The sequence below is a fragment of the Burkholderia sp. Ac-20353 genome, from assembly GCF_017104785.1.
Taxonomy (GTDB): Bacteria; Pseudomonadota; Gammaproteobacteria; order Burkholderiales; family Burkholderiaceae; genus Burkholderia.
Genome location: NZ_JAAGPL010000044.1, coordinates 22171 through 42746 on the forward strand (window position 1 = coordinate 22171; position 20576 = coordinate 42746).

25 protein-coding genes and 2 tRNA genes are annotated in these 20576 nt (G+C 60.5%); 16 read left to right on the forward strand and 11 right to left on the reverse strand.

Features of this window, described 5'->3' with window-relative positions; translation table 11 throughout:
* Positions 1 to 73: 73 nt before the first annotated feature.
* Both G3N94_RS15495 and G3N94_RS15500 read right to left on the reverse strand, forming a co-directional pair.
* On the reverse strand, positions 74 to 1126 hold the full coding sequence (locus tag G3N94_RS15495; protein WP_205793385.1) for an NADP(H)-dependent aldo-keto reductase: 1053 nt from the start codon (positions 1124 to 1126) through the stop codon (positions 74 to 76).
* 233 nt (positions 1127 to 1359) lie between these two features.
* Positions 1360 to 1797: a PaaI family thioesterase gene (locus G3N94_RS15500; RefSeq protein WP_205793386.1), complete on the reverse strand. Its 438-nt coding sequence runs from the start codon at positions 1795 to 1797 to the stop codon at positions 1360 to 1362.
* A gap of 167 nt (positions 1798 to 1964) precedes the next feature.
* Here G3N94_RS15500 and G3N94_RS15505 point away from each other — a divergent pair, with 167 nt between their 5' ends.
* Positions 1965 to 2456 (forward strand): helix-turn-helix domain-containing protein, encoded by a 492-nt coding sequence (locus tag G3N94_RS15505; RefSeq protein WP_205793387.1) that lies wholly within the window; start codon positions 1965 to 1967, stop codon positions 2454 to 2456.
* A 173-nt stretch (positions 2457 to 2629) separates the two neighbouring features.
* Positions 2630 to 3253: a phospholipase D family protein gene (locus tag G3N94_RS15510; RefSeq protein ID WP_205793388.1), complete on the forward strand. Its 624-nt coding sequence runs from the start codon at positions 2630 to 2632 to the stop codon at positions 3251 to 3253.
* 196 nt (positions 3254 to 3449) lie between these two features.
* Here G3N94_RS15510 and G3N94_RS15515 read toward each other — a convergent pair whose 3' ends face one another.
* From G3N94_RS15515 to G3N94_RS15525, 3 genes are all read right to left on the reverse strand, one after another.
* Positions 3450 to 3680: a hypothetical protein gene (locus G3N94_RS15515; protein WP_205793389.1), complete on the reverse strand. Its 231-nt coding sequence runs from the start codon at positions 3678 to 3680 to the stop codon at positions 3450 to 3452.
* A gap of 222 nt (positions 3681 to 3902) precedes the next feature.
* Positions 3903 to 4376: a VOC family protein gene (locus G3N94_RS15520; protein WP_205793390.1), complete on the reverse strand. Its 474-nt coding sequence runs from the start codon at positions 4374 to 4376 to the stop codon at positions 3903 to 3905.
* A 166-nt stretch (positions 4377 to 4542) separates the two neighbouring features.
* Complete coding sequence (locus tag G3N94_RS15525; protein ID WP_205793391.1) at positions 4543 to 4851, reverse strand: phosphatidylserine/phosphatidylglycerophosphate/cardiolipin synthase; 309 nt, start codon at positions 4849 to 4851, stop codon at positions 4543 to 4545.
* Positions 4852 to 6299: 1448 nt separating this feature from the next.
* On the opposite strand from G3N94_RS15525, the gene G3N94_RS15530 reads away from it, so the two are divergent.
* Positions 6300 to 6737, forward strand: a complete 438-nt coding sequence (locus G3N94_RS15530) for a GNAT family N-acetyltransferase (RefSeq protein ID WP_205793393.1) — start codon at positions 6300 to 6302, stop codon at positions 6735 to 6737.
* Between the two features lie 106 nt (positions 6738 to 6843).
* On the opposite strand, the gene G3N94_RS15535 is transcribed toward G3N94_RS15530, so the two are convergent.
* From G3N94_RS15535 to G3N94_RS15545, 3 genes are all read right to left on the reverse strand, one after another.
* Positions 6844 to 7176 carry a hypothetical protein gene (locus tag G3N94_RS15535; RefSeq protein ID WP_205793396.1) on the reverse strand — a complete coding sequence of 111 codons (333 nt, stop codon included), beginning with the start codon at positions 7174 to 7176 and terminating at the stop codon, positions 6844 to 6846.
* A 128-nt stretch (positions 7177 to 7304) separates the two neighbouring features.
* Complete coding sequence (locus G3N94_RS15540) at positions 7305 to 7649, reverse strand: hypothetical protein (protein WP_205793398.1); 345 nt, start codon at positions 7647 to 7649, stop codon at positions 7305 to 7307.
* Positions 7650 to 8729: 1080 nt separating this feature from the next.
* Positions 8730 to 8806: transfer RNA gene (locus tag G3N94_RS15545), tRNA-Met, on the reverse strand.
* Positions 8807 to 9277: 471 nt separating this feature from the next.
* Between G3N94_RS15545 and G3N94_RS15550 the strand changes: the two genes are divergently transcribed.
* On the forward strand, positions 9278 to 9454 hold the full coding sequence (locus tag G3N94_RS15550; protein ID WP_205793400.1) for a hypothetical protein: 177 nt from the start codon (positions 9278 to 9280) through the stop codon (positions 9452 to 9454).
* A gap of 86 nt (positions 9455 to 9540) precedes the next feature.
* On the opposite strand, the gene G3N94_RS15555 is transcribed toward G3N94_RS15550, so the two are convergent.
* Positions 9541 to 9655: transfer RNA gene (locus G3N94_RS15555), tRNA-Ser, on the reverse strand.
* Between the two features lie 107 nt (positions 9656 to 9762).
* On the opposite strand from G3N94_RS15555, the gene G3N94_RS15560 reads away from it, so the two are divergent.
* The 12 genes from G3N94_RS15560 (at position 9763) to G3N94_RS15615 (ending at position 17000) form a co-directional block, all read left to right on the forward strand.
* Positions 9763 to 11145: an integrase family protein gene (locus G3N94_RS15560; protein WP_241021868.1), complete on the forward strand. Its 1383-nt coding sequence runs from the start codon at positions 9763 to 9765 to the stop codon at positions 11143 to 11145.
* Between the two features lie 31 nt (positions 11146 to 11176).
* On the forward strand, positions 11177 to 11494 hold the full coding sequence (locus tag G3N94_RS15565; RefSeq protein WP_205793401.1) for a type II toxin-antitoxin system RelE/ParE family toxin: 318 nt from the start codon (positions 11177 to 11179) through the stop codon (positions 11492 to 11494).
* A 3-nt stretch (positions 11495 to 11497) separates the two neighbouring features.
* Positions 11498 to 11779 carry a helix-turn-helix transcriptional regulator gene (locus G3N94_RS15570; protein ID WP_205793402.1) on the forward strand — a complete coding sequence of 94 codons (282 nt, stop codon included), beginning with the start codon at positions 11498 to 11500 and terminating at the stop codon, positions 11777 to 11779.
* A gap of 99 nt (positions 11780 to 11878) precedes the next feature.
* Positions 11879 to 12247 (forward strand): hypothetical protein, encoded by a 369-nt coding sequence (locus G3N94_RS15575; protein ID WP_205793403.1) that lies wholly within the window; start codon positions 11879 to 11881, stop codon positions 12245 to 12247.
* A 181-nt stretch (positions 12248 to 12428) separates the two neighbouring features.
* The gene (locus G3N94_RS15580) at positions 12429 to 13490 is read left to right on the forward strand and encodes a hypothetical protein (RefSeq protein ID WP_205793404.1); all 1062 of its coding nucleotides are present in this window, start codon (positions 12429 to 12431) and stop codon (positions 13488 to 13490) included.
* Positions 13491 to 13648: 158 nt separating this feature from the next.
* Positions 13649 to 13876 carry a helix-turn-helix domain-containing protein gene (locus tag G3N94_RS15585; protein WP_241021869.1) on the forward strand — a complete coding sequence of 76 codons (228 nt, stop codon included), beginning with the start codon at positions 13649 to 13651 and terminating at the stop codon, positions 13874 to 13876.
* Positions 13873 to 14253 carry a hypothetical protein gene (locus tag G3N94_RS15590; RefSeq protein WP_205793405.1) on the forward strand — a complete coding sequence of 127 codons (381 nt, stop codon included), beginning with the start codon at positions 13873 to 13875 and terminating at the stop codon, positions 14251 to 14253. Before G3N94_RS15585 ends, G3N94_RS15590 begins: the two co-directional genes overlap by 4 nt.
* The gene (locus G3N94_RS15595; protein ID WP_205793406.1) at positions 14246 to 14962 is read left to right on the forward strand and encodes a Rha family transcriptional regulator; all 717 of its coding nucleotides are present in this window, start codon (positions 14246 to 14248) and stop codon (positions 14960 to 14962) included. The genes G3N94_RS15590 and G3N94_RS15595 overlap by 8 nt, the downstream gene beginning before the upstream one ends.
* Positions 14963 to 15085: 123 nt before the next feature.
* Positions 15086 to 15385: a hypothetical protein gene (locus tag G3N94_RS15600; protein WP_205793407.1), complete on the forward strand. Its 300-nt coding sequence runs from the start codon at positions 15086 to 15088 to the stop codon at positions 15383 to 15385.
* 160 nt (positions 15386 to 15545) lie between these two features.
* Positions 15546 to 16052 (forward strand): hypothetical protein, encoded by a 507-nt coding sequence (locus G3N94_RS15605; RefSeq protein ID WP_205793409.1) that lies wholly within the window; start codon positions 15546 to 15548, stop codon positions 16050 to 16052.
* The gene (locus G3N94_RS15610) at positions 16033 to 16347 is read left to right on the forward strand and encodes a hypothetical protein (protein ID WP_205793410.1); all 315 of its coding nucleotides are present in this window, start codon (positions 16033 to 16035) and stop codon (positions 16345 to 16347) included. Before G3N94_RS15605 ends, G3N94_RS15610 begins: the two co-directional genes overlap by 20 nt.
* On the forward strand, positions 16344 to 17000 hold the full coding sequence (locus tag G3N94_RS15615; RefSeq protein ID WP_205793411.1) for a hypothetical protein: 657 nt from the start codon (positions 16344 to 16346) through the stop codon (positions 16998 to 17000). The genes G3N94_RS15610 and G3N94_RS15615 overlap by 4 nt, the downstream gene beginning before the upstream one ends.
* Positions 17001 to 17196: 196 nt before the next feature.
* Here G3N94_RS15615 and G3N94_RS15620 read toward each other — a convergent pair whose 3' ends face one another.
* Both G3N94_RS15620 and G3N94_RS15625 read right to left on the reverse strand, forming a co-directional pair.
* Positions 17197 to 18813, reverse strand: a complete 1617-nt coding sequence (locus G3N94_RS15620) for a restriction endonuclease (protein ID WP_205793412.1) — start codon at positions 18811 to 18813, stop codon at positions 17197 to 17199.
* A gap of 334 nt (positions 18814 to 19147) precedes the next feature.
* Positions 19148 to 20113, reverse strand: a complete 966-nt coding sequence (locus tag G3N94_RS15625) for a hypothetical protein (RefSeq protein ID WP_205793413.1) — start codon at positions 20111 to 20113, stop codon at positions 19148 to 19150.
* Between the last annotated feature and the right edge of the window lie 463 nt (positions 20114 to 20576).

A 20576-nucleotide genomic window follows, 5' to 3' on the forward strand; every position in this document is an offset into this window, starting at 1 on the left:
CGTGATAAACACGTTCGCCACGGCCCGCGCGGCGATGCGCGCGCTGCGGCCGTGACAAGCGTCAAGACGTCATTTACGGTGCGGGGTTCGGCTGCAGTTCGTGCAGCGCGTCGATCTCGGCGAGGATCTCGTCGGACAGCTTGACGTTGACGCTGCCGATGTTCTCCTTCAGTTGCTCGAGCGACGTCGCGCCGATCAGGTTGCTGGTCAGGAACGGACGGCTGTTGACGAACGCGAGCGCGAGCTGCGCAGGCGACAGGCCGTGCTGCTTCGCGAGCGCGACGTAGCGCGACGTCGCCGCGACCGCCTGCGGCTTGCTGTAGCGCTGGAAGCGCTCGAACAGCGTGATGCGCGCGCCGGCCGGACGCGCGCCGTTCTCGTACTTGCCGGACAGCCAGCCGAACGCGAGCGGCGAATACGCGAGCAGGCCGACGCCGTCGCGGTGCGTGAATTCCGACAGCCCGTTCTCGAACGTCCGGTTCAGCAGGCTGTACGGATTCTGGATGCTGGCGATGCGCGGCAGCCCGAGCTTCTCGGCCGCGCGCAGGAATTGCGCGACGCCCCACGGGGTCTCGTTCGACACGCCGATCGCGCGCACCTTACCCGCCCTGACGAATTCCGCGAGCACGCCGAGCGTTTCCTCGATCGGCACCGTGTAAGCGTCGTCGACCCACGGATACGCGGGACGGCCGAACGTCGTCGTGCTGCGGTCCGGCCAGTGGAGCTGGTAGAGGTCGACATAGTCGGTCTGCAGGCGCTTGAGGCTGCCGTCGAGCGCTTCAGTCAGGTTCTTGCGGTCGAACTGATTGCCTTCGCCGCGAATGTGGCGCGGGTTGTGCGGTTGCCGCGCAGGGCCGGCGATCTTCGTCGCGAGCACGATCCTGTCGCGCAGCGCGCGATGCTGCGCAAGCCAGGTGCCGATGTACTGCTCGGTGCGCCCCTGGGTTTCGGGCTTCGGCGGCACCGGATACATTTCCGCTGCGTCGATCAGCGTGACGCCTTGCGCAATCGCATAGTCGAGCTGCTCGTGCGCATCGCGCTCCGAGTTCTGCTCGCCCCACGTCATCGTACCGAGACCGATCAGGCTGACTTCGATGCCCGAATCGCCAAGTGTGCGGTATTCCATGCTGTTCCTGTCGCGTCGGTGGAAAGCAGGAAAGCTATCACATTGAAGCGTCTGCTTCAGATCGGCGCCGCAATCGCTTACAAGCGGCCTTCGCGAACGGATGCGATGCGCCAGAACCGGCGCGAGCCGGCCAGCTCAACCTCGCCGCTTCGGCAGCGCGCACGCCGGGCGCCAGGCGCCGGGAGCGACGGATGCGCACCCTTCCCGCGGCACCGCGCTTGCGCCCCGCTCCGTCACTGCGGCCGCTGAATGAAACAGGTCGCCGACGCGTGCGCGACGATCTTGTCGTCCGGCGTCTTCAGCGTGCCTTCGGCGACGCCGAGCGAGCGCGACAGATGAATCACGCGGCCTTCCGCGATCAGGTCGACGTCGCGCGGCACGGGCCGCAGCATCTTCACATGCAGGTCGATCGTGCCGTAGCCGATGCCCGCGTCGAGCATCGTATGCACCGCGCAACCGGTGACCGAATCGAGCACCGTCGCCGCGAATCCGCCATGCACGCCGCCGAGCGGGTTCAGGTGCCGGCCGTCGGCGCGCGCCGACATCTTCACGTAGCCGAGTTCGACCGCCTCGAACTGCATCGGAACGGTTTCGGTGATCGACGCGCGCGGCACGTCGCCCGTGGCGGCGGCACGCAACAGTTCCAGACCGGACATGGAAAGCGGCTTCATCGGGTGACTCCTGATGGCAAGCGCATTGCAGCGCTAGTAAGTTCCAAATTGGAACTGATTATTCACAACGGAAAACCGGCTGTCAATGCCAGCGTCGGCCGATGCATCCGAGGGTCGGTTCTATAATCGAACCCGCTCTTTCCTGAACCGACTCACGGAGCCCGACGATGAAATGGGATGACATCGGCTCGCTGAACTGCTCGGTCGCGCGCACGCTCGCCGTGCTCGGCGACCGCTGGACCATGCTGATCCTGCGCAATGCGTTCCTCGGCTGCCGCCGCTTCGATGCGTTCCAGGCGCAGCTCGGGCTGACCCGTCACGTGCTGGCCGAACGTCTCGCCCGCCTCGTCGACGAAGGCGTCTTCGTCAAGCGCGCATATCAGGAGCGCCCGCCGCGCTTCGAATACCGCTTGACCGAGAAAGGCCGCGACCTCTACCCGGCGCTGCTCGCGCTGATGGCGTGGGGCGACCGCTGGAAGGACGATGGTCAGGGAGCACCGCTGCAGCTGCGCCATCGCACCTGCGGTCACGTGATGCACGCGGTCGCGGTGTGCTCCGCGTGCGGCGAACCGCTCGATCCGCGTGACGTGCAGCCGGAGGCAGGCCCGGGATGGATCGGGTCGGATACATCGGAGGCGCCGGCCGCGCCTCGTGAGTAATGTGTTCGGTGGAAAAGCCGATTGGCATCGTGTGTCGCATGACTCCGCATTCACACTGACGAACGCAGATCGTTTCGCAGCCGCATACGACTCGAAACAAGACAGCCGTGGTCGCCGCAACGCGTCTGCGCTAAACTCACGGCCCGCTGTCTCAAAAAACCCCGTTGTCCACGATGTTGTCGAGAAATCGCGTCGCCGCTGTCTGCCTTGCCTCATCCCTGCTCGTCACGCCATTCGCCGCATTCGGCAAGACGCAATCCGAATCATTCCTGCAGCAGGCGATCGATTTCGTGTCGCGCCTGCTGCCGGCCCCGACGCACGAAGCACCGGCCAGCCAGGTCGTCGAGTCGGCGTTCTCGCCTGACGGCGGCGCGGAGGCGCTCGTGCTGAAGGCGATCGGCGCCGCGCGCAGCTCGCTGCGCGTCGCGGCCTACTCGTTCACGTCGCCTGCCGTGACGCGCGCGCTGCTCGCCGCGAAGCGGCGCGGCGTCAACATCGCGGTCGTTGTCGACGACAAGGGCAATCGCGCGAAAAGCAGCAAGCAGGCACTGAACCTGCTCGTCAACGCAGGCATTCCGACCCGCACCATCGATGCATACGCGATCCATCACGACAAGTACATCGTGGTCGATGCCGAACATGTCGAGACCGGGTCGTTCAACTACAGCGCATCGGCGGCAACGCGCAACTCCGAGAACGTCGTCGTGGTCTGGAACAATCCGCAGCTCGCGTCACGCTATCTCGCGCACTGGCAGAGCCGTTTCGACCGGGGTACCGCTTACCGCTCCACGTACTGATACGCGCGAGCGCAACGCGCCACGTGCCGCGCGGAACGACGCCGCACGACGACACGACCGCCGGCAGCCCCCAGCACACGATCGATGATCGCCGACCATCGAACGGCAATCAACCCGGCCGAACGGCCAACGATTTGGCCAACGATTTGCGGCTCTTACGCGCGCGGAGCGGCGACGACGTGCAGCGCCGATTTGCTCAATGCAGCCCGCCCGCTTGTCCGGCAGCGGCATTGGTTCGTGACATCAGCAACGCGCAGTCGCGCTGGCTCTGCTGCGCGCCGCTCGCCGGATGCCCGTCCGGACCGGCTGCATCGATCATTGCGGCGCTGCGAACGCAGGTCGCGTCGGCTGCGAGGAAGGTCTGAACCATCGGATAGAGGATGTAGAGCGCCAGCGCGAGATACCCGGCGTACAGAAATCGAACCATGTGGCGTTGTCGTGAACAGATCAATTCGCTCTGTTTACGGCACCGCGACGCACGACTTGAGGCCGCGCGCAAAGCACGCGCACGAGCGCGATGCATGCGCCGCACCGGTCGAACCTGCATGCGCGGCCCGCGTGCGCCGCCGGCCTCCCGCAGCCGCATGGCGGCGCGGCGCGGAACGCGCGACACAATCGCGCGTGATCCACGCCGCTCTTGCGCGAACCCTCAGCCGCCGCACCCCGGCGCGCTCGCCATCGCGGCGGCAATCTGTTCCGGCGTCAGGTCGCGCTGGTGCGTCGCGAGCGACCAGCGATGCCCGAACGGATCCTCGACCTGGCCATAGCGATCGCCCCAGAACATGTCCGTCGCCGGCATCTTGAGCGTCGCACCGGCCGAGACGGCCTGTGCGATCGCCGCATCGACGTCCGGCACGAACAGGTGAAGCACGACCGGCGTGCCTTTCAGCGCCTGCGGCCCGAGCGCGCCATGCTCGGGCATCTCGTCGACGAGCATCAGCGCCGAATCGCCGATGGTCAGGCAAGCGTGCGCGAGCATCCCGTTCGGGACCTGCAGCCGGAACAGCTCGACCGCGTTGAACGCGCGCTTGTAGAACTCGATCGCATCGGCGGCGCCGGCGCAGATCAGATGAGGGGTCAGCGTACGCATCCCTTCGGGGATCGGTTTGACGGACGTGGACATGAGCATCGCTCCTTCGGTCGGTTGTCGGTTTGGAAAGCGAGGCGTGGCGCACGATGCGTACGCCTCCGACGATACGACGGACGAGCGGATGCGGAATCGACATGTCGGGCAAAAAATTTTCGCACGACGGACGCGGAGGACGTTTCGACGATGCGTTGCGCACCGTTCAGATCTGCGGAAGATCCCTGAGCGTGCGGGCCTCTCTCGTCGCATCCACATCGAGCTCGATGCCTTCAGTGGCGTCGCGATAGACGACGCTCTTCAATTTCGGTCCCGCCACATGATCTCCCGACGCGTCGAAGATCACATGGACGTCGTCGCCTCCGACGACGGCACGGACCACCTCCGCCACCGGCGCTTCACGGGGCGCTGCGATCCACGCACGACCCGCGGCATTCACCTGCCCCCATCGCACGTGGGTCACGCGTCCACTGCGTGGATCGATTCTGACGCCATTCACTGCGAATACCGACATCGGGACCTCCGTGAACTCGTTTGCGGGCGATACGCGTGGAACGATCATCTCCGAATCGCGGCGCGCTTGTCCAGCGTGAATCCGCACGGGTGTGCGCAGCAGTGATTCGGTCGACCACGCACCCGGCACGATCGAGTTGCCGTGCAGGCTCGGCGGGACCGCCGGCCGAAGGCAAAAAAAATCCCGACAGCACGAGATGCGCTGCCGGGACCAAGGCATTGCCGACACGACATCGACAATGGGCCTAAGTACAAGCCTAGGCACGAGGATCGTTACGCACACATGTTATGCGAATGAAAGAATGTTTCGGAATGGCACAATCCGCCAAACACCTGTTCGAATCGGTCAAGACGACCAGTGAAACGGCCATGCGCCCGTTCGCGATTCGCGAGTCAGACACGATGCGATCGGCTGGCGGCGCGCTTGAGCCACGCGGCGGCGACTGCAGTGCGCCGTACAGGAATCGTGACGCGGCGCCTCGACGAGGACATACGTCAACGGGATCACGACGCATCCGAATTGCATTTCGAACTGATGACATCGGGCATAGATGCGCTATGCTGGTCTTTCAATTTCGTTACCAACACAGGCCCCGGAAACCGATGAAATTCGCCTCGCTCGTCGTCACCGCACTCATCGCGCTTGTCCTCTCAGGCTGTGCGATCTCGACGCCTGACGGCGGATACAGGATCGGGCCGGCTGCTACTGGCGGCTTCTGAATCGGTTCGACAGCCCGCTCGACGCAGCACAATTTCACGCGGAATTGGCAGTCGACAACAGCACGTCGCATGCTGACGCCCGCATCGGCAATCACGTCCGGGATGCGTGACGTCAAGGCAAATGAACACCTGGCCGTTCCTCTACGTAGAGTCGCGATTCGCGCTTCCGTGCGTACTGCAGTTGTTGTCCCTGACCAGCGACGCTCTCCCCGGCCGCGCAATATCCATGCGTCGCTGCGGGGACCTTGAACCACGCTCGCCGTGTCTCCCGATATGGCTGCATCCGACAGCATCTTGGGACTGGCGTTCGCCCACCGCATACCTTAGTCTATGGGTTCTTTCGGCAAGCGTCTGCAAGCACAATGAGCATCTCGGGTCCGAGTCTCACCACAGCGATCATATGCCGGGATTCATGCATATGGTTCTCCGCTTACCAATTCGGATGGGGCTACGGGGCCTACGCCTTACCAGGCACGATCGTTTGCAGCCTGCTTGGCGCCGCCGACACAACCCCACCGCAATTGCTATTGGCCTTTGAACTGGGCACGCAGAAAATCCTGCGCGCCGTCACGCGACGCGGACCGGCCGCAAGCGGCGAGCGCGTGTATCTCGATGCCTGCGATTTCCACTTCGAGCAGACCGTCTCGCCTGACTCGATAGCCGAGGTTGCAATCTCGTCTGCCGGATAAAGCAAGAGCATCGCGAGGCCGCGTCGATGTTGTTCGTGTCATGAACCGACCCATCACGTTGCAAGCCGCATCGTCGGCCGACATGCCGTTTCTCCTGAGTCTTCGCAAGCTCACGATGACCGAGCATTTGCTGCGGGTCGGCTTGCCTGTCGACGACGACGCACACGACCAGCGCATCCGGTTGCACTTCGAAGACGCGACGATCATTTGCGAAGGAAGTGAACGTATAGGGCTGCTTAAACTGAGCCGCGCCGTTGACGAATGGCACTTGCACCAGATTCAGATACTGCCCGATCACCAAGGAAATGGCGTTGGGAGACTCGTGCTATGCACCGTCCTCGAGGAGGCCAGACTCGAACGCGTCCCTGTCTCCCTGAGCGTCGTTCACGGAAATCCGGCGCGTCGCCTCTACGAGCAGCTTGGTTTCCGCCCCGTCGCCGAGACATCGATCGATGCGAAGCTGATATGGCGTCCGTGAAGGTGCGTGACGCGCAAGTTTGCCTGGGAATCGATCGGGAAATTCAGCCAACCCATCTCAGCACGCTGTTGTCATCGTCTGATTGCGAGAGATGGACGGGACCTTGCTATACGCCCTCCAACATGCCCGCCCAGACCTCGGCGGTCTCGTCGAACGTGCCGTATTCGTGGTTGCCGCTGACGCCAAACCAACCGTTTTTGATCGCGTGGCTGATTGCCCTTCGGCAGATTTCCTCGAGTCCGTCACTTTTCGCGCGGGTCCAGAGTTTCCCGGGCAAAGGGATGCTGAACCAGGTATCGCTGAAATCGTCGAATGCGCTGAATTGAATATTGGTCGGAAAGCAATCGTCTCGGCAAACGACACCGACATGGAAGCCTCGCGCATAGCCGTTGACGTCCACTTCGAAGAGATAACCTGGTGCGAAGAGTTCGATCATCATTCTGGTCACCTATATTCAATTCGTGGTGATCGTACCAGCGGGGACCGGCGTACTTTTATCAAAAGCTAGTCCGCTGACGCCAACCTCTATGTCACCAAGCGGCCGCCAGGCAACCGCGCCCCATTCCGTCACGCGCGCCTCAACACGCCAGGCCAACACTCGGCGATCTCGTTGAACACGACGTCGTACTCACGATGGCCACTGACGTCGAACCAGCCACTGCGGAGAGCCTGGCTGATTGCCTTGCGGGAGACAACCTCAAGGCCGCCCTCTTTCGCGGGACGCCAGAGTTCGGCGGGCAAATGGATACCGAACGAGGTTCGACGAATGCCGCTGCTATCGGCAAACTCGTTGAAATGAATGCTGGTGGGATATGAATCGTGCCGGCACACGACGTCGACATGAAACTTTCGCGGGTCACCGTCGATGTCAATTTCGCAAATGTAACCCGCAGCAACGAGTTTGGTCGTCACCCCGCTCCCCTTCATTCAAATCGGGGCGATCGTAGCATTGGAGAACGAGCAATTTGTCTCAAAAGCTAGGCGGTTTGAGACATCGTTGGTGGTGGCCGACACCGCCATATTGCCTGGATGGTACCCGTCCTTGAACGCGGTCACGTCGGCGACGATTTATCTTCGCCTTTATTTATTTCGGAATGCATATAAACTGCAATGCGCCCCGATGTCGGGACGTTCAAAGCAATTGGGTTACTTGATAGAGAAACCCGGCACTTACGGGAATTGAAAAGCAGCTTGTGGACGGCTTGTATGGCGCCCGCATTTTTTGACTTGAGGATGCGATGGGCGATCGATCAAAAAAAACCCGGCAGCCGGAGCCGCCGGGACAATCACCCGCTGTTTGTCGGCGCGCTAGCGGGAGGGTCATAGCGCGAAATCCGCGCCAGAGGACGCTGAGAGGTTGAGGTCAATGCTATCGCCGAAAAACTGGTGCGATCCGCCAAGCCTGTGGTCGATTCAGCCATTGTGGCCGTTTGACAGGCAACCCGGACCACGACTGACCAGAACGAAAAAAGCCCGCTCTCAGGGGATGAGAGCGGGCAAGTGTTTGGCACACCTCTGGCACGAGCTGTGTCAAGAGAAGATAACGGCATCTCCGCGGACAACCTTATCCTCGGGAAAACCCTCACTCCCGAACGGGATGGCCGGGGCGCGGCGGAGAAAAGCAACGTCCGTTGGCGCTCGGATGGTTTCGAATTCCGCTGCGACGACGGCGCATCCTTGCGCGTTGTTTTCAGGCAGGACCGCTACATTGCCGACCGAACGCTAATGTTCTTGCCGCAAATTGTCCGGAAGCCGGCGACGAAAATCGTCAGAAGTCCATATAAATTGGATGACTTAGCGCTTCGTCAAAGCGATGAAGCATGATTTCGTTTCGTGGATGCGTAAGCCCGGCGCCAGAACGGCGCAGCAGAATCGGGCGATCGCGCTCGATCACGACAACGAGCCGCATCAGCACGGCGCGCACCCAACGCAGACAGCGTCGGACATGGAAACGAAGAAGCCCGCTTGCTTTCGCAGAGCGGGCTTCGATGTTGGTTGCGGGGATAGGATTTGAACCTATGACCTTCGGGTTATGAGCCCGACGAGCTGCCAGACTGCTCCACCCCGCGGGCGAAATTATATGGGTTTTAGTTCGTCAATGCAAACATAAAAACGCGCTTGCTTTCGATTGCGGGCCTGGCTTCCTGCAGACGCCCGTCCTCATGGGGAGAGCGCTCATATCAGCGAGGCGGACGCGCACGCCGAACGCATGCACGCATGGAGTACTGCTGGCGGAGGCGGCTACGACGAAGACGGGGAATCTGCCAGCGAGCAATTTGCCGATCTGTGGAATGGCCTCGACTCCGTGCGCGGCTACGAACGGACACGCACCCTTGGGTCTCGGCCATCGGTTCGCGAAGGTGCACCTGTGCTAAAGGTCACCCTCATCGATCTGGATCACGAACGCGTCAGGGGCATCAACCGGCCCGAGCGAGTCGTAGTGCCCGATACGTTTCGCGACGATTTCTCGCACGCGCCTCTCGATCCGAGTCTGCTCGCTCGCATTGCTGGACCGACCTCGTCGACTGCAAACCGAACTGATGCCAACCAAGCACCCCGACTACTTCTCGTTGCAGGACATTCGCCCCGTCGCGATTCCGACGAAGCTCACGAATCGCGATGTCGATGCATACGATTTCGCGGCGCACGCGAACCCAGGCGCGACGCCTCGGCACTACGATCGACGGGAGGTGAAAGCCGCGGACGCGACAGAGTGAATTCCGAAATTGCGATTTCCGTTCCGGAATTCAGATCGTGAAAAGCAAAACAGGCGCCTAAGCGCCTGTTTTGTTTATGCATTCTGTGGGGTGGCTGATGGGACTCGAACCCACGACGACAGGAATCACAATCCTCTAAAGACGACATTTCCCCGCATTGACTGAAATTCACAAAATTGTGCGTATCGCTCTACAGACAACGTATACAGCCGATTAAGGTTACAACATCCTGTTGACTTGCGTTGATTTGTCTGCCTAGAATCGGGTTACATGGCGGTTACATGGAACGTATGTAACCCGAAACCCGAATGGTGGCGACAGTGGCGAAGGTCAATTTCACGGCGGGGCGGGTCAACGGGCATAGCTGCCCCGCTGGCAAGTCTCAGGCGTTTCTCTGGGACAGCGGTGCTTCCGGCCTAGGCCTTCGTGCCACGGCGGCGGGCGCGCTGGCCTATATCTATCAGGGCAAACTGAACGGGGCGACGGTGCGCGTCACGATTGGCTCGCCGAAAGACTGGGGCATTGATGATGCGCGGGACGAAGCGCGCCGCCTTCAACGCTTGGTTGACGCCGGCAAAGACCCGCGCGAGGAAGCCGCCGAGCAACGCGCCGCCCATGAAGCTCGAAAAGTTGAGGCGCGCCGCCTGGACGTGACTCTGACCGAGGCGTGGACTGCGTACATCGAGGCTCGCCGCTCGAAGTGGAGCGACCTGCATCACCGCGACCATGTAACCCTCGCCAGCGCCGGTGGCCAGCTGAAGAAGCGTGGCAAGGGGCTGACGGAACCCGGGCCGCTCGCCGCATTGATGCCACTCAAACTGTCGGACCTGAGCGCCGACCGCGTGAGCGAATGGCTGACGGATGAGGCCGCCAAGCGTCCGGCCCGTGCCCGTCTCGCTTTCAATCTTCTGCGCATCTTCGCGACGTGGTGCGAATCGAAGGCCGAATATCAGGGGCTCATCGACCCGCAGGCCGTCACCACCCGCCTGTCGAAAGACGCCCTGCCGAAACAGGCCGCCAAGACCGATTCCATTCAGCGCGAGCAACTGGCCGCCTGGTTCGCCGCGGTCCGCCAGCTCAGTAATCCGGTCATGGAGGCGTATCTGATTGGTCTGCTGCTGACCGGCGCGCGCCGCGAGGAATTGGCCGAGCTGCGTTGGGATGATGTGGATTTCCGGTGGCGCAGCCTGCACCTGAAAGACAAGGTGGAAATTGAGACCGGGCGAGTTATTCCTCTGACACCTTATTTCGCCAGCGTGCTGCTCGAACTGAAGCGCATCAACGACACGCCGCCGAACGTCCGACAGATGCGCAGCCTTGAGACCAAGGGCGAAACGTGGCGGCCGCCAGATTGGGTATTCGCCAGCAAGACTTCGAGCGGGGGCCGACTGGCTGCGCCGAACAGCGCCTTGCATCGCGTCTGCGGGATTGCGGGCATCGCGCCAGTGACGTTGCACGGCCTGCGGCGGTCATTCTCGAGCCTGGCCGAATGGACGGAAGTCCCGTCCGGCATCAAGGCGCAAATCATGGGCCACAAGCCGTCCGCCATCGCCGAGCGCCACTACAACGTGCGCCCGCTCGACCTGCTGCGCATGTGGCACGACAAGCTGGAGGTGTGGATTCTCAAGGAGGCCCGTATCGACTTCAAGCCCGAACAGAACCAACAGGGCCTGCAGGCTGTCAGTCAGTAACCTGCAAACATAGCAAAAAAGAGATAAACTGATGACGTGGCATGTTGAGCTGATATCCGAGGCCGAAGCCGAATTGCTGGCGCTGCCGCCCGATATGCGCGCCCGGTTCGTGCACATCGCGGAAATGCTGGCGGAGTTCGGGCCGCAGCGTGTCGGGATGCCCCATGTGCGCCCGCTGGAGGGGAAGCTGTGGGAAATCCGCATGACGGGCCGGGATGGCATCGCGCGGGCGATATACGTTACTAGGACCGGGCGGCGGCTGGTTGTGCTGCACGTGTTTGTGAAGAAGACACAGAAGACTCCGCGCCGTGCCATCGAAACGGCCTACGCCCGGATGAAAGAGGATTGAACGATGACTGACCTTGCAACCCTGAAGAAGCGCCTGCTGGCGGACCCGGCTACCCAGGCCGAGTACGAGACGCAGGCGCCGGAATTTGCCGTCGCGCGCGAACTCATCGCCGCTCGCGTGCGTGCCGGACTGACTCAGGAACAGGTGGCCGAGAAGATGCAGACGACCCAATCGACCATCGCGCGCATGGAGAGCGGCCGCACGATGCCGTCGCTGCGCACGCTGTCCCGCTACGCCGAAGCAACGGGAAGCCGCGCCGTGGTGCGCCTGGAGGCCGCGAAGTAGTTTGACCGCCGCCTGACGGTATCAGGCAGAAGCGGCGGCCAAGGTGCTGCAACACCAAGGCCACCTAACCACAATCCAAGCTAAAAAGGAGCTTGAATCATGGCTGAAGCTGATTTTACCCTCGACGACAAGGCACTCGACGAACTCTATGAGCAGGTCTTGCACTGCGAGCCTGCCATTGCGCCACAGGATGTTCGCCAGCTAGCTGACCTCGTGATGAACCAAGAGCAGGTAGGTCGCAATTGGCGGTTGACCGCCCTTATTGCGGGCAAGGGGGGCGGATTTTATCGGGAACTTGCCGAAAATGCGGACCAAGCGCAGACGTTTGCACCCACCACCATTTGCCTGCGCGACTTTGCCAAACTGCTTCGTCAAGTGGCTGATTTAGCCGATTCGGCGTCAGCGCGCATCATGGTGGCGGGGTGCAACCACGAACATTTTAATGATTGGGTGAACGAGCCGGCATAGGCATGTTGTCCAACTTCCCCAACTCCGCCATGTTCGCCAACTTTTCCAACGTGGAAGACGTGGCGTAGTTGGCGGACTTGACCCGTTTTGCCTCTGCCTAGCTCGACGGAGCGAAAAGCCGGACACCTTCACCGGCCTGGCAGGGGCTCCCGATTGAAGGTTTGCGCTTGAAGGAGCGCAGATGAACCACAACCATGTAACGTCGGCTGGACTCCCCGACCGGCTAACCATTGACGAGGCTGCAAGCCTCGTTGTCAAGAACACCGGGAAGCCGCGGGATCACGTCATCTCGTACCTGATCGATTGCGCCGGACAGGGTTATTTTTCGGCAGATGTCGCATCGCAAGCGGACTACGAGAACGTAAGCCACATTTCCCGCATTGCCCCGTCGAAGTCGACCGTCTCAACGGCAGAACTTATCGAATGGCTTAACGACGAAATCGAAGACGCGCACCAGAGAGCTCGTGAGGCGGTAGCTCGCAAAGAAACCGACAAGTGGGGTTATCCCGTCAAGCCTGAAGATGTGCGTGTACATCTCATCCCATGGTCGGAGCAACTGGACGATTTATCGCGAGACGAAACCATCAGCATGTCGCCACGAGGCTGGATCGAATATCTCGCTGTCGAGGTTGCCGAGCGACGGCAATGGGAGAAGGCCGAGCGCGATGCCAAACTCCCGACGGTCCGGGCTGAATACCTCAATTTTTTTGGTCAACTCTCGACCACGTTGCCGCTACGCGAGCAATTCACGGGCGTTCGATGGGCTGGCACGGATCTCCCACACGATTGGCTCACGCGATTCCATATCGGCAAGTCGGATCTGCGTGACTGGGCCATGTCATATGCGCCAGAAATCGCCCAGGCACGCATCCTCACCAAGCCATCGTTCGCTTCCACTCCAGATCAGAACACTGAACGCGGCGAGACCGCGCCGGCGAGCCAGTCGCTAACCGCTCATACGTCCGCGCCTTCGGCTAACGCGGCATCGCCGACCTGGGTCAGCCGCGCACGTGAAATCGCGCTAGAGTACATCGATCGCCATGTCGCGAAAGACCTGTATCCAACGCAGGATGACGTAGCTAGTCATGCGGAAACTGAATGCCGCGCACGCAAGATACTGGGCCCTCGCGGTCCCCTGAGCGCCGCCACAATAAAACGGGATGCGATTCAAGGCGATTGGTGGCGGGAAAACCAGCCCTCGAAGCGTTTTGGGAAACTGGGAAAATTGGGCCAGTCCGACTAACGTCTAGGGCAGTAGCAACCGTAAATGTCCGAAAGCCAGCACCCGTAAGGGTTTGCTGGCTTTTTTGTTTCCCGATTGAGCCCTTCCACCCCAATTTCCCCAGGCACTCAATTTCATCGTCGATCAACGAACCGCACAGCGCGGAAAGGAAACAGACGATGCATACCGCCCAATCAACACCCCACTTCGGGGCCTCGCTTGCAGCGCGCGGCATTGAGCCAACACTCACGACCGAGGATGCCGCCGCGGCGCTCAACCGGCAACCGCAGACTCTACGGAAATGGGCCTGCCTCGAGAACGGACCGATTCGCCCGATTCGCGTCCATCGCCGCCTCGCGTGGAAGGTTTCGGACATTCAGAAGTTGCTGAATGGGGAGGCCGTATGAGCCTCTGGAGCCGCGCTTTTAACCCGATGCAGCGCAACGAGCAGGAAGTGCCCAAAAGCGTAGCCGCCCGCGCCGCCGAGAATGCCAAAGATGCCTTTGAGCATGCTCGTATGCAGAAGGAATCCTCGATGCCTATTAGCCTTGACGATCCGGAAATTCTGCACGACTCGAAACCGCTTTTCTTTGAGATTAGGCCTTCCCGGGTCGGCCTTGTCGAAGTTTTCTATAGTCGACGGGAAAGCTTTTCGCCCAAGCGCGCTTTGGGCGAGATGCGACATGAAGATCTGGGGTCTACCCTGCTCAAGCTGCTTGCCAATGTGCAGCCCCCAGAAATCGATATTTATAACGGAATCGACGGCGGCGGCGACGATGAATAAAAAAATGGCCACCCCGCAAAGCAAGGCAGCCCAGAACGATAAGCCGAATAATAACGCACTGACGCTTCATGAGTCACGCGGAGAGTCGCGCGTCGATAGCCGCGTGATCGCGGCATACCTGGGACAGACACATCAACACGTCCGCGAACTGATCGAAGATCACCGCCAACACTTTGAGCGCTTCGGGGTTCTCCGGTTTGAAACCGGAAAACCTCCACGCGGAAGCGCTGGCGGTCGTCCAGAGCGCTTCGCCCTTATTAACGAGGACCAGTGTTACTTCCTACTGTCGCTGTCTCGAAACACCGAACGCGTCGTCGACCTGAAAGCCCGACTCGTCCTCGCCTTCCGCGAGGCCCGCGAGCGTCGAAATTTGGCCGATGCTACCTACCTACCGGGGTATCACGCCCTGCACGACGAGGTAATGGCACTGGCAAAGCTCGCCCACGATAACGGCAGTATGGCTGACGACAACGTCTTCCATTGCAACGCCAACAAGCTTGTGAACACGGCGGCAGGCATCAGCCCGGGAATGCGCGACAGACTCACGGACAGCCAACGCTTGATGGTCATCAATCTGCAGGAGGTCATTCGTAACGCGATTCGCAGAGCCATCGCTGCTGGTGCCGATCACAAGGCTGCGTACCAACAGGCAAAAGAGGCCGCCGCGTCTTTCGCGTCGACTGCTGGTCGCTTGCTGGGAGGTGCGTGATGTATGGCGAAGCCACGGCGACACAGCAAGTCCAGCCGGGACGCTGGAGGCTTTCTCGCGATTCCATGGAGCGTATTGGACAGCCCGGCGTACTTGTCACTGTCGCACCCTGCTCGATCGCTCTTGCTCGAGATGGCGAGGCAGTACCACGGGGACGACAACGGACGTTTGATCGCGACGCTGGCGCACCTCAAGCCCCGGGGCTGGACGTCCAACGACACAATACAGCGAGCCAAGCAGGAATTGCTGGATGCCGGTCTGATCTACGAGACGGCGAAGGGTCGACGGCCGAACCGCGCGAGCTGGTACGCGCTGACCTGGCAGACGCTCGACAAACTGGACGGGTACGACGAGGGAACTGCGGCCGGGTTTGTGCGCAGTGCGTATCTGAAAACGCAGCCCTTACACCGCGAGACGGTGTAGAGGCCACTCCTATTGCACCGCGAGACGGTATAGAGACCCCTTCCGCTACACCGCCAGACGGTGCAATGAAGGCCATTTTTGGGGCGTTCTCTACACCGCCAGACGGTGACCCTCTAGAGATGCCATCTTTACCGGTCATTCAAGCAAAGGAGATGCAGCAATGATCCAGCAATCGATGCTGCCCGATACTGAAACGTTACTGAAACGGAAACGTCGGCACGAAGAAGTCACGATGGCCGAGTTCCTCGATGCTTGCAAGGCTGCTGGCGAGATGTCGATTCCGGCCGACGATCCAGCCTATCGCTACGCCGAGCGCGCCGGCATCCCGGACGATTTCCTCGAACTCGCCTGGCTGGAGTTCCGCGAGCGCCATCTGGACAACCCGGCGAAGAAATATCGGGATTGGCGTGCGGCCTTCCGAAATTGCGTCCGGGACAACTGGTTCCGTCTCTGGCGCTATGCAGACGGCCAATGCGTCCTGACCGTCACGGGAGAACAGGCGGCACGAGTACACGGTAAGGCGCCATCTCAGTCGTCACGCCTGCGTTACGACGATGCTCGCTTCGAAAACGCACCGAAAGCCCCTTCTAAGCCCCTCCGGAGCCGTTGGAACAACTTCGATCAGATCGACTATCGCGAGGGCGTCAATGAAGACGGTTCGTTCTGAAGTTCGCCCTGCGTCGACCGGTGAGGCTGAGGTTCAGCGTCTCGTGCCGTTGGAGACGTGGTTGCACGAAAACGCCCGGATGCGTTCCATCTGGTGCTTCGGCAGTCCGCGTCTAACCGGGCCCGCCGACATGGGCAAATGGTTGCGGCGACATGAGGCGAGGTTGACCGACCGCGGCGCGGTGATGCGTCTGGGCACTGCGTGGCGGATTGTCGAGCCGGCGTTCCGGCCGGTGCTGTTCGAGATACTGGCCGAGGAGCGTGAGCGCGCCGGCCGCAAGGGAGGTAAGCAATGACAAACCCGCCAGCAATCACGCATTCCGAAGCTGCAAGCCAAGGCGATGAGGCAACCCCGGAAGAGATCGAAAAAGCCCAGGTGCGTGCAGCGCGAAAGGCTCGCATGACCGTCGACGGAGGGATGGCGTCTATCCAGATCATGCAGATGTTTGGAGCGCCGATGGCCTGCGAAAAGCTCTCCGTGGTGGAACTAGGCCTCGCCATGAACGATATGGTCGGCCAGATCAGGGATGGCGACATGTCCAGCGTGGAGCGCCTTCTGGTGACGCAGGCCATTGCACTGAACACGCTGTTCGGAGAATGCGCCCATATGGTCGGGAAAAGCATGGGCAAGCATCTGCAGGCGACGGAGGCATACATGCGCATGGCCCTAAAAGCGCAGCAGCAATCGGCGACGACACTCAAGATCCTGGGCGAAATCAAGAACCCGCGGCAGGTGGCGTTCATCAAGCAGCAGAACAACGCGCATCAGCAGCAGGTGAATAACGGCACTGCCCCGCCCTCCCGCGCACGGGAAGAAGGCCGTGACCGGACGAACGAACTTTTGGAGCACCAGCATGGCGAACGGATGGACGCCGGAACGGCGGGCAAAGCAGGCCGAGGCAATCAGGCGATGGAAGCCATGGGAGCGGTCAACTGGCCCGCAGACTGAGGCCGGCAAGACCACCGCAGCAGCGAACTCAAAAAAGCACGGCATGCGCTCGGCCGAGTGGCGTGAACAGCAAAAGCGGATCAATGCATTCCTGCGTGATTGCCTGAACCGTTTGAAAAACGAAGTCTAGGGCAACAATTGACGTGAACGCTGCCGCATAAAAGTGGCAGCGTTCGATGAAGCCCGTTTAATGCACCTATTGGTCAACAGCAATATCTTTCCAGTCGTCCGGCATGACAATTTTTGCTTCGACGTTGGCGTGCTCCTGCAACAGATAAAGCAGGTTACTTCCAGCCAAAAGCTCGATCGGTTTGCCGTTGGCAAATTCGAACGCAGCCTTTCCATAACCGCTGGTAGTAACGAGGATTCCTTTCGATGCCCCTTCGTTCTGCATGGTGCCAAATAGATCGCGGACAGCGCTGACGCCAACGGTGTTTTTGTAGCGCTTGGCCTGAATCACCACCTTGCCACCGAAGATGGGCCGCGGGTCGAATGCCACGCAGTCAACACCGCCGTCACGTGAAGCTTGCGTCTGCCGGGTTTCGAGGCCCATCGTCTGGAACAGATTTGTAATCAGCGATTCGAACTCGCCTGGCGTTAGGTCCATCAGGTTAGGCCGCTGATCGAGTGTCGAGAGCACGTCACCTTCTTCGATGAAACGCGGATCCGACATATTCAGCTCGAGCACTGGCCGCACAGGCGCCAATTCCGCAGCGCTCTTGGACACGGAGGCATTCAGTGCTTTGAGACAGGTGGCCGGATCCACCTGCGCCAAATCTATGTCACCAAAAGTGTCACGGTTAGTCCGAACCGTGACGATACACGGATGGACGGGTTTGCCAGTCCCTCTATCGATCGCGTGCACGTAGCCATTGAAAACGACCGTGTCGACGTACCCGGGCGAATCCGATGCATAGATCTCGTGGATGGATCGCAATGCCGTTTGCGCAATTACTTCAGCGTACAGCGCGCGGCGCTGGCTTTCTGGCCGAGCACTCTCGGTGAACGAATCCGAAGTTCTGACGTATTTCACTGACTTTAGCTTTGGGATCAGGGCGTCGTATTCTGGCAAGTCGTAGGCCACGATCAATTGCTTCGATTCGGGCTGGTATTCGGCCTGGGCTTTTTGAGGAAAGCCGTCACAGTACGGACTGCTGCCGAGGACAGTGACGAAATACGACGAAATGGCATCAGGATCGCACTGCGAGAAAGCCTCGAGGAACTGCTTTATTGCTTGGTTATGGTCGTCTGCTTGACGCTTGGCACACTCGACCGCGCGCTCGTGTTCCTTATGGCGTTGCCTGATAGTAGCCTGACGATGATCCTCTGCTGCTTGAAATTCCCGATGGGCTTGCTCGAAAGCACGCTTCGCCGCTTGGACGCGTTGCTCGTAAGCACTTTTGACCCAAGGGAACATGCTCGCGATGCCTTTGGGTTTCTCTGGTTCGTACTCGGACCAGAGAGGCTCCGCATATATCTGAGCAAGATCACTCAAGTCGAGCGAATCATAGATCGGGGTAACGTATAACTCCGAGAAATCGATCGTTGGGTTGCGGCTCAACCCGTTGGCCAGAATCTGTCCGAGAGACTGCACACAATCTTCGATCTGCTCATTCCGGCTTTCGGCGTCAGCGACTTGCGACTCGGCGTAGAGTCTTTTCTGCTCCTTCTCGTCGGCTTTGGCTGCTCGCTCATATGCGCGCTGGGCACGCTCAGCCTCTCGAACTGCCCGCAACTGGGCGCGGTGCTGCATTTCGGCTTCGCGCTGGCTAGCGCGAGCGGAACGCTCCATTTCGCGCACAAGTCGATTCATGCTGCTGACAAACCCCCGAGCCATATCATCCCCCGCTTGTTTTCGCGCAGTGTACCAACAGCCGATTCGTCAGTCACGCCGGTCGACTGGTAACTCCAAAGAGCGTTGATGCAGGCTGCATAACCAAAACGGCTGAGTGAGCTGCCCTTTGAAAATTCGCGACTAGTACGCACGCGCGCGCGAGACGGTCGCGAAAACTGGCGAAGCAATGGCGGAAGATCGGCCGCACCGCGCGCGCCAGAAGCCGCTGAGGCAGGCTTAACGCTTTGCCGCCATGCCGACGAGACTCGACGACGTGAGCCTGACGAAGCCCGTTCCGCGCGAGACGCCTGCTTCACATTGCCGTGTCTTCCTTGCATCCGTGGACGGCCGTAGCATCTTGTTCCGCCGTCATGCCGGGGAAAATCTCCATGTAGGTGGTGGCAGCGCGCATCCTCACCATGTCGGGCCCGGAAACCCGCCAAGTAATCACGGCGGGAGCTCCATGCGGTCCGGATACTTGATATTGCGGCCCCGAGTCGCCATAGCATACCCGCTGCACGGTAACACCGGCCCTCTCGAGGGATTCGCGAATATCGCCAGCGCATACGCTCGAATCGGCGGACGTGCAATCGTTTGTGCTGATGCCTATCTGGGTCAAGCCGCCACTCTTCGGGGCGATGCGAATATCGCCGAGTGCTCCGTTCGCAAACACCAAGATACCGTCACGGCTCGGTATATCGCTCTGCTTCACCCACTTCACAGGCAGCCCCCCGCTGTTCGTCCACGCCGCCTGCGTGCCCGCCGTTGCTAGCAACGAGGCGGCCAGTTTCCCAATGTCCACCGCAGGCGCGCCGCACGCGTATCTGTCGCGCGACGGATTGCATATCATGCTGTCACTGCTATGTGCCGTCACGGCCGCAGCGACTCGCTGTTCGACAGAGGGCGGATTAGTCTGCCGTTCGGACACAGACCAGTTCGCGGAAGCCGCTCGACCGGAACTATAACTGCCGCCATAGCCGCCGCCCGGTTTCTCCCATGTGCTGAAGTGATAGTTCTCGTCGACGTGGCCGTCATCCCAGGAAACTGAAATCATGCAGTCGATTCGATAGCGGCCATTACCGATCTCGCGTGCATGAGAGTTGCCGGTCGGGACGATTCCCAAGATTTTCGGGCCGTCCGATGGGAGGTGGAGCATCTTCGGTATAGCTGAAAGCTCTACGAAGTTTGCCATCGGCGCACGGCAGTTCTCTGGTATCCCTTGAGCGAGCGACATCGTTGGCACCACCAGCAGTGCAGCAATCCACAAACGATTCATCATCGTCCCCTGTTGGTCTTAGTTCTCGCTCCAGATTCAATCGAAGACCACGCCGACGGCAGACAACGCCGAATTTTTCCGCGCGTTACCTCGTACATTTCGGAACGACTCAATCGGCTGAAAGCCTTACGTGGCGGCGCGTGCGTGGATATGCGCTTCGCAGTTTCCGAACGAATTTCCCCCAAGGTAAACCCGCATCGGAAAATCCGCCAGCACGGATTGTTGCGGAATCGTCAACGGCTGGCGGGCCTGGTTTCCAGTTTGGTTTCCACGGTATCGGGCTGGCTGGCAACCATCTCGGCAGTTCGCGCCGCCGAGGTACGCAGGCAGGTACGCACGGAAAGCTTGGCTCCGCCACTTGCACACAATAACTTGATCCTACCGGTCCTGGGATCTATGCGACTCGCAAAGCCATATAGGCCAGCGATTCCAAGTACACAACAAACCATGAAGGCCGCGAGCATGC